Here is a 12,565-nt window from a genome sequence, read left to right on the forward strand (position 1 = left end):
GGGGTTCTCAGTATGCTAAGTAAACCACAAATCAAAATCCCCGCCACCTATATGCGTGGCGGGACCTCCAAAGGGGTCTTTTTTCGTCTGCAGGACTTACCTGAGGCAGCGCAGGAGCCCGGCGCAGTTCGTGATGCAATACTGATGCGAGTCATTGGTAGCCCGGATCCTTATGCGAAGCATACAGACGGTATGGGCGGCGCAACTTCAAGCACCAGTAAAACAGTGATTGTGTCAAAAAGCGCTCAGCCGGAACACGATGTTGATTACCTTTTTGGTCAGGTTTCTATTGATAAGCCATTTGTCGACTGGAGCGGGAATTGCGGCAACTTGTCTTCGGCGGTTGGACCTTTCGCGATTGCGAATGGTTTGGTCGATGCTGATAAAATTCCTGAAAATGGCGTTTGCGAAGTACGGATTTGGCAAGCCAATATTGGTAAAACTATTGTCAATAAAGTGCCCATGGTCAATGGAGAAGTGCAGGAAACCGGTGATTTCATTCTGGATGGTGTTACCTTTCCGGCGGCTGAAGTGCCGGTGGAATTTATGGATCCGTCTGCTGACGGTGAATTCATGTTTCCGACCGGTAATTTAATCGATGATTTAGAGGTTCCGGGTATTGGAACATTAAAAGCTACAATGATTAATGCGGGTATCCCGACAATTTTCCTGAACGCTGAAGAAATTGGGTATGACGGTACCGAGTTGCAGGAAGCTATCAACGGCAGTTTGGAAGCACTTGAGCGTTTTGAAACCATTCGTGCCTATGGTGCGGTGAAGATGGGCTTGATTGACGATGTTGCAGAAGCGGCTAACCGTCAACATACCCCCAAAGTGGCTTTTGTGGCAGCACCAAAGGATTACACCGCATCCAGTGGTAAGGTGATTAAAGCAAATAACATTGATTTGCTTGTAAGGGCCATGTCGATGGGTAAATTGCATCATGCGATGATGGGGACGGCAGCAGTTGCTATAGGAACGGCGGCAGCCATTCCCGGGACCACAGTTAACCTTGCGGCTGGCGGCAATGACCGGACTATGGTGAATTTTGGCCACCCATCGGGTACTTTGCAGGTTGGTGCTGAGTGCAAACAGGTGAACGGGCAGTGGACCGCGATAAAGGCCATTATGAGTCGCAGCGCGCGAGTGTTAATGGAAGGTAATGTCCGCATCCCTGGTGACGTCCTTTAACCAATATTCTAAGGCAGCCAAATATCCTCAATAGGGGTATCCGCTGAAAAGTGGTGAGCGATTTGCGCTTGCAATAGCTCACCGCAGCTCAGGGCATCAGTCATGGCGTCGTGAGGGGCATAAAACGGCAAATTGTAGCGTTCGCGGCTGTCTGAGAGGCGAATCGACACTTGTTTCTTGCCGGTTAATTTGTCCCATAGACTGCGCTTCTGCCGATGAAAGCGCGCTTCAATTTCCATGGTGTCTATGACCGGGAAGTGGATACTTTCTTGCAGACGTTCCTCAAACGCACCCTGTAGAAACGGTCGTTCAATGCCTTGATAATGAACTACCCAGACTTTACCAGCAACAGCTTCTAATAACGGGTCAATAATTTCAGATAAATCCGGTGCTCGCTCTATGGCACTGTGCGTAATACCGTGAATGGTTATTGACTCTTCTGTCAGCAGCCTTCGTGGTTTCACAATCCATTGCTTAGCTTTACTCATATTAAGTCGACCAAGTGTCATGGGGATGACTGCAATACTGATAATGCCATGTTTGTCTGGGTTCATACCGGTGGTTTCGAAGTCGACGGCGACCATCGGCACGTCATTAACAGGAGTATCGCCGGCAGCGATACTCGCTTCATAGTACTTCTTAAGAGCTGGAGACTTCGCCGACTCGGCCAGTTTCTGAAAGCGTTTAGGCCAGTCTAAGGTTGCTCTTTGCTGCTGGTTTTCAGCGTCGGGCGGCAGATACAGCATTATCAGGCTCCGGAATATTTATAACGGAGGTATTTTTGGGCATTGCTTAGAATTTGAAAGGCATCCTTCAAGTTCTTGCGTTCAAAGTCAGATAAATCCTCGGGGGCTACGTTATTATCCGGTGTCTCTCCCGCTTCTAATGCCAGCGCCTGGTGACGAATACGCACCATTGAAATCAGTTCCAGCGCATCACGTAAATCTGGGCCGCGACCTTTAGGCAAAATACCAGTCTCAATAATATCCTCTAACCGGGCAAACGAATTTTGTCGTTTGCTACTAGTAGCCAGTGCATGAACGCGTATCAAATCAGCAACCGGACCTGTACCACGACGTTTGGTGTTAATACTGTCTCGATGCTTTCCATCTTTTTCCATCACAAAGTCTTTAAAAAAGCCAAGTGGTGGGGTCCGATTCAACGCGTTACGCGCCATAGAGCCAAGAAAGCGTTTGTTCCTAGGGGCTTTCTTTTGAATGAGTAGGTTTAGCTCTTTTGCAAACCCCATGTCACCGCTAACACCATCTAAATCGAAAAAGATAGAAGAGTGCAGAAGCTTTTCTGGTGAAGGGTTGTCGATCCAATCGTTAAAATACTGCTTCCACTTTGAAAGTGGCTGGCGCCATTTCGGATTGGTAGCCATAATATCGCCAGTGCAGTAGGTGTAGCCGCAAGCATTTAAACCGTCAGAAACAAACTGCGCAATATTTAAAAAGTACTCATCGTGTTGTTTCGGGTCAAAGCTGTCATCAAGCACCATGGCATTGTCTTGATCGGTTACTACGGTTTGCTCATCCCGAGCCATAGAGCCCAGAGCTAAAAAGCAATAGGGAACTGGCGGTTCTCCGTATTTCTCTTCAGCGAGTTCCAATAGTCTTTGTTTAAAACTGCGCCCAATAGTCGCCATAGCTGAACCGATAATACGCGAGTTCGCGTCTTCTTCGACCATACGGACAAAGCTTTTATGGACGTCAGGTACCAACTGGGAAAGTTCCTCGATGCTGGATTGCTTGAAAATACTGGAGACAATATAAAGACTGCTTTGAGACTCATGGCGCGCTACGTCGGAAAGTGCGATAACGCCTGCAACTTTTGAGCGGCGCAATACCGGCAGATGATGTAAATTAGTGCGAAGCATGGTCAAAAAGGCTTCGAACACGCGGTTATTATGCTGAATGAAAACTAAGTTTTCAGACATAATATCAGCGACAGAGTCTGAGGTGTCTTTATCTACGGCTAAGACGCGTTTGCGCAAGTCTTTATCGGTAATTATTCCAACCGGTTTGTCATGCTTCTTGCCGCTATAAATAATCAGAGAAGACACTTTTTCGTCTGTCATTAAACGGGCGGCTTCCCGTATCGACTTATTCTTATCGATAGCTACCGGTTCGCGGGTAATCAAAGTCTCAACTCTTGCGGACAGTGTCCGGTTGCGACTTTCTCGCTCTTTCACCGCATGACTGACACGTCGGTGCTCTTCTACCTCCACAGCATCAGCAAAGGAATCGTGTTCATCGTAAAACCGGTTAAATAGCTCACCCGGAATGTAATAGATGAGGGTGTCTTCAATGGTTTGAGCCGGAAACCGCACTCGTCCTTTACGCAATAAACCGGCTTCACCAAAAAAGCCCCCTTCATCCAAACGGTTAAATAGTGAACCGTCTCGGTGAAAGGTCTCTATTGAGCCACTTCTGACGACGTGCAAGGAATCAATAGGCTGATTGAATTCCAGTATTTGAGTGTGCGCTTTAAAGTAAGCCACGGACGCATTTTGTGCGGCTAGCTGAAGTTCTTCTTCCGGCAGCTCGTTAAATGGAGAGTAGCGGCGTAAGAAGTTCAGTATTTCGACGTGCTCAGCTTCCATATAAGCACCTTAAGAAATGAGCGACACCAAGAGGTGTCGCTCGTGGTCGGTTATTTTGTGGTTTTACCAACTCTTGGCTCAGAGCGCAAGCCCTTAACAAGAGAGATACAGGCTACCAATAATACAATGGTAAATGGCAAGCCCGCCGATACAGCCATCGCTTGAAGTGCAACGAGTCCTCCGCCAAGAATTAAGGCGATTGCGACTAATCCTTCGAACGTACACCAAAAGATGCGCTGAGGTACTGGCGCTTCGACTTTACCACCCGCGCTGATGGTATCAATCACCAGAGATCCTGAATCTGAGGAGGTGATAAAGAACACCATAACCAGAATAATCCCCACAAATGACGTGATCCCAGTCCACGGCAGACCTTCCAGCATAACGAACAGCTGCAGTGATAAATCAACGTTGGCAACTTCTTCAGCCCCGGCTAAGAACTGATCAATTGCCGCGGTGCCAAACACTGTCATCCAAAATACACAGGCAAGTGATGGTATTAAGAGTACGGAAATTAAGAACTCTCTAACCGAACGGCCTCTGGAAACACGGGCAATAAACATGCCGACAAAAGGTGACCATGCAATCCACCAAGCCCAGTAAAAGGATGTCCAACCCTGTGAAAAGTTTAAATCTTCACGGCCAACAGGGTTCGACAGGGCTGGAAGATTAATGATGTAGTTGTAAAGGTTATCAAAGAACCCGGTGAGAATGGCGACCGTTGGACCGACAATGATGACAAATAGCATGAGAATTGCTGCCAGCGTCATATTGATTTGCGATAGCCTTTGAACACCGGATTCAAGCCCTGCCAACACCGATATTGTTGCAATTGCTGTAATGCCACCAACAAGCAAAATTTCCATGGTGCTGCCTTCGGTCCAGCCAAACAGGAAGTTAAGACCTGCTGCTGCTTGAGATGCACCTAAGCCGAGCGAGGTCGCCAGGCCAAATAACGTTGCCAATATCGCGACGATATCAATGATGTGTCCTGGCCAACCCCATACGCGCTCACCCAAAAGAGGGTAGAAAATTGAGCGTATTGTTAAGGGGAGCCCTTTATTAAATGAGAATAGAGCTAGGCCTAAGGCTAATACCGCGTAAATTGCCCACGGGTGCAAAGCCCAATGGAAGATGGTTGCAGCCATACCTAATTTAATTGCAGCGGCTTCATCACCGCCTGCTCCGGCAAGAGGCGCCCAATCGGTGCGAATGCCATCTCCGTTGACTTCGGTACCAGCTAGTGCCGTACTGAAGTGCGTTATTGGCTCAGAGACACCGTAAAACATCAGACCGATGCCCATACCCGCAGCAAATAGCATTGAAAACCAGCCGAGGTAAGAAAAGTCGGGGCTCGCTTCTGTACCACCTATACGAACGTTGCCTAATGGAGAAAAAATCAAAAACAAACAGAGCAATACAAAAATATTGGCGGCACCGATAAAGAACCAGTCAAGGTTAGCTGTTAGCCAATTTTTGGTGTTGGTGAAGACTGGCTCGGCTTGATCCTGAAAAGCCAGTGTAACAAATACGAACGCGATGATTGCTATAGCGGAAATAGCAAATACGCGGTTATGAAAATCGAGACCCAACGGGCCAACTTTCATAACAACGTTATCTTGCCCTACTTGATAGTCGGTGTTTATCGGGTTGACTTCACCGTCCGGAATCATTGGATCTCTGGCTTTACGCTCCCGCTCGAGGTCTTTTTCCCCGCGGAGCACTTCTTCTTCTTTTTTAGTCATTAGCTCTCCCCTTTATAAAAGTAGGTACTTTTACGTCGTTGAATTTAAATGTTTATTCTAAATTCTTTTATTAGAGTATAGGGAGCTACGCAGATTTCTCAAAGTTAGATCGGTTTTCCGTTGAAAAAGTATTGAATTAGCAGAGTAGTGAAAGGTGGAGGCTAACGTGTCATTAAAAGACGCGTCAGCCCCTGAATAGAAATGAAGCTTTAAAAACTGAATTTGATGGTTGCTGCGATGGTATCTATATCTTGTTTTATTTCGTCTAAGTCGTAAAATTTATAGCCAACGCCAAAAGATAAACTGTTGGTTAAATGAAAGAGAGCTGACGCGTCGTATCGAATTGCGTTTTCATCATCAATATCGAGATAATCTGCTTTAACTGACAGCTCGAAAAAGTCTGTGATGATCGAGCGAATTCCCAACCCGGCTCCGTAGCCTGATTCTTTAAACGACTCTGAACCAAGTGCATCGACGGAGCCAACCAACTCTAGCTTTTCGTAGGTTGCTGTTGCGAAAATATCAGTGGAGTCGGTGATACTGTGATTAAACCCGATACCGGCGTTGAGTGAGTCTAGATCGACATCGCCAAAATCCGACTCATCACCGACAGAGTCGAAGTTAGCTAAGAGAAACATCGAATCGTTGAGGGAGAACGATCCTGCTACTCCGTAGCCCTTCATTGAGATATCTTCATCAATTGGTGTTTCGATATCCGTCTCTATGTATGAAAGCTCAATTTTGTCCCAATTAGGAGAATCTGCAAAAGCGCTAGTTGAAGTTCCTATCAATGCGAGTGCAATTAATGTCTTTTTCATAGTGCTTCCTTAGTCGTAATTAGCTTAGCAAAAAAGGTAACCAGAAGGTTATCCTCTGCTAAAGCTAGCTTTCTCTTAACGCGTCAGCAATCGCTTTTACGAAACCTTTAATCTAGCCGGTTAATTAACGAGATTAAGGCGGCTTCGGCAACTCTTTTTATATTATCGCGCTCTTCGCTATCACTTACTTCATAAGTGACTGCATGAGCGCCGAATTCATCGGCAATAAACTGTTTAAAAACGCCACTTTCAGGATGGTTGCCCGACTGATAATCAAGCTCAACTGACTCGACCATATCGTTGATTTCTTCAATCCAGTTATAAACACGTTGAGGTTTTTTTAGTGGGACGCCGCTGGGCGATTCATAGTTTTTGGGCATAGTGTAAAAGACATTGCGGCGAGTTGAGTGGAAATCAATTGCGAACTCTATCTTCCCGCCATTTTTAACCAATTCAGTGAGATATTTAACCAGAGCCTGCGTTTCAGGTAATGACTGCTTTTCCCAGTCACGGTTCATGTCTACACCTGTGGCCGTTAAGCGCCAGTTTCCGTGATAAACACCGTCGGGATTCATATTAGGAACTAATAATATATTGTAGTTTTGCCGGAATTCAGAAACGTACGCCTGGTCACTAAACAAGAGTTCACCAAAGTGCAGAAGCGCCAAAGCACCAGTCACTTCAGGCGGATGTTGGCGGCCGATAAGCACTATCCATTTGTCGCTGGACTTAACTGTGTGCTCTAAGGCGGCCAGATTTCGGCCCTCGCTCGAAACGCCTAACGAGATAACTTCGGTCTGCTGGGGTTCTTTAATTAAACTACTGAGCCACTCAATATAGTGAACATTATCAATGATTTCCTGTCCGGCTATGTACTCCCTGACATTTGCAGCTAAAGTCAATTCAAATTGAAGCGTTCCATCGCCTTCGGAAAAAGGAATTGGGTGCCACATTTCTTTATCTTTACTACGTTTGGGTTTGTATCTCGATACTCCGGTGCTTGCAACCAGAGTGATATTGATAGTTTGGCTGGATTCGGTAAGGTTTTCCACCGCAAAAGCGTACCAAGGGCTGGGGTTTATTTCTTCACGCTCAGGTTGCAGAAAAAGTTCGTATTGAAAATTGTCTACTTTTTCACAATGGTGCAAGCGACCAACCGCAAAGTTGGTCGTAAAATTAATATTTTCGAACGCGCAGCCCTCTGGCCTTTTCTCAATTTTCTCAGGTTGTTGAAGCGTTAACTGACTTAGTAACGCTGCACTGGCTAACGACAGCATCTAGAATGCCCAGGATAATGTTGCGTATGTATAACGCCCACGGTTTGAATGGACATCGGAGAAATAACCGAAACTTTCATCAGCTATCGGCGGTTTCTTATTTGCCAGATTACGTGCGCCTAATCGTAGGCTTAAACCGTCGAACGCACTTTGATTAAAGTGATAGTCAAGATAGATATCGGTTGTCGTCCAACTATCAATCGGCATCATGTCACCCTCGGAAGTGGTAATACTGGTTTCATAGAAGCCATCAATATAGTTAACTCTAAGGCCAGCCCCCCAGTTTCCTAGATCCCAGTCAATACGGGCGAAGGCACGCCACTTAGGGTTACCGTTCATTTGCCTTAAATCGCCTGCGCCAACCACTGGTATGTCAATAGGTACCGCAGGATTCCCTTTTTGTTGAGCTTCCAGCACGATGGCACTGATTGGATCAGGTGTTTGCATAAACTCGCTAAGGTGAGCTGCGTTAATCGAAAAATTGAACAGCCCAAAGGTGTCGCTGTTCACTTCGTAGTTAATACTAATATCCGTACCTGAAATCTCGCGAACCTCTAGATTATCGTATTGGTTATTTACATAAACGACTTCAAGTTCATCGTTACGGATGACCGCAGGGTTTGAAGAACCTTGTGAACGTAATAAAGAATCATAGAGTAAGTGCGTTTGACTGTTTAAAATTCCGACAACGCCTTCTTGTTCGATAGTCCAACGATCAACGGTAATGAGAAAGTTATCAAACGGAGTTATAGCAAAACCGACGTTATAAATTTTATCTTCCTCTGGCTGCAGTTGTCGGTTACCGCCCCTGACTTCAGTTATGCTGTAGCGATCGTTAAGCACCGGATCGGTTCGTGTATTCGTTCTAGACACGCTTTTTTCGACAACCTGAGGTAAATTGGGGGCACGAAAGCCGCCTGAGTATGAGGCTCTGAGCTGCAGCCATTCAACGGGTAACCAGCTGAAGGCAATTTTAGGTTTAGTGACGTCGCCGACATCAGAAAACCGTTCGTAACGAAGGGCTAATTGCATATCGAAGGTTTCATGAAAGGGAATCAAAAGCTCGCTGTAAGCTGAGAAAACATTGCGACTGCCTTCTGCATCTGGTGTGGCACTACTTCCCAGAACATCCGATTCGGTCATGAGTTCGCCGGTTATTTGGTCATAGAAGGGGGTCGAACCATCGAGCAGCGGATCCCGGTCATCGGCATAAGCTTCATATCGATATTCAAGACCCGCTGCAATGCCTATGTCGCCCGCATACCAAGTTGAGAGTTTAGAGTTTGATATTTTGAAATCCCAGAGCGCAAGTTCGCTGGAGCTGTCGCGGCTAATGTCTTCCGTAAGTCCGGCGATGACGTCAGGCGAATTATAGACTGAAGTTCCGGTATTCAGGTTGTCCGGATCACCACCAATAAATGGGTTATACGCTTCATCAAGGTCGGTTGAGTTTATCGCTTTTTGCAGTGCGCTAACGCGAATCCGATTAAAGCCCGTATCGAGTGTATCTGCTCTCGAGTAGAGTAGTGCTGACTCCCACTCCCATAGCTTTACATAGCCCTTTATGCCGCCGAGTAAACGATAACTCGAATCTTCCACTTCGATTCGCCGTGGCCCGACATCCATAGGGCGTATATTGCGTAGCGTAACGGTTTCGCCAAATGGGTTGTAAGCGGCGTTTTGACTTATCGTAAAACGTTGTGCAGTGAGGTTGGCGTTTTGTTCCCGGCGACGTTCCGATAAAGCCTGGTAATAGAGTGCTTCCCCAAAAAGTTCGAGGTTAGGCGCAAGAGAATGTGTGTAGTAAGCAAATAAATTTAGCCGGTCAACGGCAGATGTCATGCTTTGATCCTGAAGTGCTGAGTCATATCGCATCTCTCTGGGAATTGAGCCTTCAGCAGCACAGACATCATCAGATAGGCTCTGGAAACAATCGCCCATAGAAGCAGGACGGATATGAAAACGGCCAATATCTTCGCCATCAAATATTGCCCAGGGGCTTGACAAAGATCGGTTGTCTAGCTGCGTATCACCGATGAATTGTTGCGGAACTCTCTCATTAAAACGTCGATCTTCACTTGCGGAATAGGTGCGTTCATTAGCGCCTATTTCGTCTCGAGTATAGTAGGCAAAAGACAGGCTTAAGTGGCTTTTCTTATCGTTGAAGAACAGACCGGTTGAACCACTGGCTAAGTATTGCTGCATGGATGTGCCAGCGGCACCCCCCGCATTCAGCTTGAGTTGAGTTTCAGTTATTTCTTTTTTAAGAACGTAGTTAACGACACCAGCGACAGCGTCTGTTCCATAAAGTGCTGATGCGCCATCACGAAGTACTTCAATTCGCCTTAAACTTGTTACCGGCAAAGTATTTGAGTTAACAGTAGTCACTGGAACAAAGTTTTCAGTTTGAGTTCCGGGATGGAGGACTAAACGTCGGCCGTTCAGCAGAGTTAAAGTATTACCTGTACCTATGCCTCGTAAGTTAATTGATGCGACATCGCCGCGGGCATCATTAACACCACCAATAGCGCGTTCGTTATTGAAGCTAATATCTCCCACCTGAGGGATTGAACGTAACAGTTCATCTCCTGTTACTGCGCCGGTATTGGCTATATCGTCTGCGTCCAGAATCGTTACCGGAAGTCTTCCGGCCGCCTGAGCTCCGCGGATATTACTGCCTACAACTCGAATTCTTTCAATAGACTCTTCTTCAATCTCAACTGGCTCAGTCAGAGAACCTTGGGGCTCAGATTCAGCCTCAGCAACAGGACGAATGATAAAGGTGTTTTCCGATTGACGTACCGCCCTGAGCCCCGTGTCTTGCAATAGTTTGTCCAGGGCGTCGGTAGTACTAAATTGGCCCTGTAACGGCCTGGCAAGTTGTTTTTTGACGATGTCCGGGGAGAAGATAATTTGTGTTTGTGTGTCTTCCGCAAGTTCAAGCAAGGCAGCGCTTAACGTCGGTTCCTCAATAGATAATTGTGTTTGAGTTGGCGCTTGTTGTGGGATTACATAATGCGCATACGTGGGAAATGTGAAAGAGCTTATGGCCGCGTATGTACAGATTGCTAAGTAACTTTGTCTGTGATTTTTCATGATCAGTACCTGTTATTAATTGAAAGGTTACCGCTTTCCTAATAACTTATACGCAACAAAAATATATACCCTCCATTATTTCCGAGTTATTTGTACAATATTTTCCTTTTGGTTAATCTCAATTGGTAGTGTCATTGCGAGTGCCTCAAGTATCTTATCGCCGTTTTCTAGGTGAAATACGCCACTGACCCGTAAGTCACCACTATGGTTTAAATCGATTTGTATTTTTTTTAGGCGGTATCTGTTAAGTTCTTTAACGATCTGGGTAAGAGGGGCATCGTCGAAACGCACCATGCCTTTCATCCAACTGGGCTGTTCCACTTTTTTGTTAAGCCGTTTTAGTGAAATCTCGTTATTATTAAGTGTGTAGGTTGCAATATCTCCCGATCTCAATAAGTTGGTCGTCTCATAGGCTTCGGATTGCTCTGGTGCTAAAGACACTTTTCCTTTAACAACTGACACTTTTACTGTTTTCTCTTTTGCCTCTTTATGAACGGTGAACTGAGTTCCTAAAACCCGAATTTTCTGATTGCCGGTATCTATAATAAAGGGGCGATTAGGATCTGCATGGATATCAAAGAATGCTTCCCCGCGTTTTAACTCAACGAAGCGCTCCGTGGCGGTTAAATTAATAGTTATTTCGCTGTTTGTGTTTAATGTGATAACCGATCCATCAGTTAAGTTAACACGACGAACTTCACCAACTCTTGAAATGACGCTTCCCTGTTTGAGCTTGAATGTCTGCCGGTCATTTGAGGTCATCACAAAGGCATCATTAGCAGAGACTGAAACGGCAGGTTTCGACTGAGAGAGTGCTGGTCTGAAAGGTTCATGTTGAGAATTTTTTGGCAGAAAACAAAGAGGCGAAATTATGAGCAAAACCGCCGCTGCAATTGCTAGCCAATTGCTAATGTTATAACTGCGTTTAACTGGTGTATAGAGTTCACTGCTTTGCTGCCAAAGTTGCAGCATAGTTGAAAATTCCTTTTCGTGGCTGGAATCATCATTACACCAATTGCGGATTTCTCGCTCCTCAACATCGGTCAACTCGCCCGAATATAAGCGAGTGACATAATAGGCTGCCTGACGTTGCAATTTATCTTCTGTTTTCATGGCAGACTCTCTGATTCTTACTGACCCGCTCGGGCTCTGGTTGATTCGTTGCCCGCCTTATCTGGTGAAGGGTCGCTGCAATATACTTTTCGACCGTGCTGATTGAAACGTCCAGTTGATCGCTAACTTCTCGATAACTTAAACCGTTAATTCGATTTAGTAGAAATGCTTGTCGATGAACTGGGTTTAGTTCGGCTAAGGCCTTTTCAGTGAGGTTTAGCATGGCTTTATTGGTATAGATCCTTTCAGGTGATGTGAGGTTAGTGCAATGCGACTCTTCAATTTGAGATATGTGATCATTAGTGCAACGACTTTGAGCATGCCGTGCTCTATCAATAATGACGTGATTAGCAATTTGCAGTAGATAGTTTTTGACCGTCGACATTCTGCCAGCCAATTTTATAGGAAGATCTGAGACTTGACTCAATTTTACATAAATCTCCTGCATGATGTCGTCATAGTCTTCGTACTGGTTTGTTCTTACACGGACAAACCGACGCAAAATCAGATCATACTCACTGACGAGGTCTTCAATAAGCTTAGTACTAGCAGCGCTCCGCTTTGATTTTGGGTTAGACAAATTAAACCGATACCTTGTTAACAATTAACCTAGGTATAGATATATACGTAGCCTTAGCGTTTTACCTCCATCTTTAATACTTCTTAACAGTGAAAGGGAGTTAACAAAAAGGCGCTAATCGATTATCCCAATCTGTTTTT

Annotated in this window: 9 protein-coding genes; 1 reads left to right on the plus strand and 8 read right to left on the minus strand. The window is 45.6% G+C overall.

Annotation, left to right across the window (positions count from 1 at the left end; all coding sequences use genetic code 11):
* The first annotated feature begins 12 nt into the window (after positions 1-12).
* The gene (gene prpF, locus RBK99_RS01160; protein WP_317502819.1) at positions 13-1,191 is read left to right on the plus strand and encodes a 2-methylaconitate cis-trans isomerase PrpF; all 1,179 of its coding nucleotides are present in this window, start codon (positions 13-15) and stop codon (positions 1,189-1,191) included.
* An 8-nt stretch (positions 1,192-1,199) separates the two neighbouring features.
* Here the strand turns inward: prpF and RBK99_RS01165 are convergent, their stop codons facing one another.
* The 8 genes from RBK99_RS01165 to RBK99_RS01200 form a co-directional block, all read right to left on the minus strand.
* Positions 1,200-1,937 carry a 3'-5' exonuclease gene (locus tag RBK99_RS01165; protein ID WP_317502820.1) on the minus strand — a complete coding sequence of 246 codons (738 nt, stop codon included), beginning with the start codon at positions 1,935-1,937 and terminating at the stop codon, positions 1,200-1,202.
* Positions 1,938-1,939: 2 nt separating this feature from the next.
* Positions 1,940-3,796, minus strand: a complete 1,857-nt coding sequence (locus RBK99_RS01170) for a DUF294 nucleotidyltransferase-like domain-containing protein (protein ID WP_317502821.1) — start codon at positions 3,794-3,796, stop codon at positions 1,940-1,942.
* A gap of 50 nt (positions 3,797-3,846) precedes the next feature.
* Positions 3,847-5,541, minus strand: coding sequence for a BCCT family transporter (locus tag RBK99_RS01175; protein ID WP_317502822.1), 1,695 nt, complete (start codon positions 5,539-5,541; stop codon positions 3,847-3,849).
* A 209-nt stretch (positions 5,542-5,750) separates the two neighbouring features.
* Positions 5,751-6,359: an outer membrane beta-barrel protein gene (locus RBK99_RS01180; protein ID WP_317502823.1), complete on the minus strand. Its 609-nt coding sequence runs from the start codon at positions 6,357-6,359 to the stop codon at positions 5,751-5,753.
* 107 nt (positions 6,360-6,466) lie between these two features.
* Complete coding sequence (locus RBK99_RS01185; RefSeq protein ID WP_317502824.1) at positions 6,467-7,636, minus strand: M14 family metallopeptidase; 1,170 nt, start codon at positions 7,634-7,636, stop codon at positions 6,467-6,469.
* On the minus strand, positions 7,637-10,732 hold the full coding sequence (locus RBK99_RS01190; RefSeq protein ID WP_317502825.1) for a TonB-dependent receptor: 3,096 nt from the start codon (positions 10,730-10,732) through the stop codon (positions 7,637-7,639).
* Positions 10,733-10,807: 75 nt separating this feature from the next.
* Positions 10,808-11,845, minus strand: coding sequence for a FecR family protein (locus RBK99_RS01195; RefSeq protein WP_317502826.1), 1,038 nt, complete (start codon positions 11,843-11,845; stop codon positions 10,808-10,810).
* Positions 11,829-12,425 (minus strand): RNA polymerase sigma factor, encoded by a 597-nt coding sequence (locus RBK99_RS01200; protein ID WP_317502827.1) that lies wholly within the window; start codon positions 12,423-12,425, stop codon positions 11,829-11,831. The genes RBK99_RS01195 and RBK99_RS01200 overlap by 17 nt, the downstream gene beginning before the upstream one ends.
* Positions 12,426-12,565 lie beyond the last annotated feature (140 nt).

The sequence above is a fragment of the Idiomarina solivarensis genome, from assembly GCF_033052755.1.
Classification (GTDB): Bacteria; Pseudomonadota; Gammaproteobacteria; order Enterobacterales; family Alteromonadaceae; genus Idiomarina.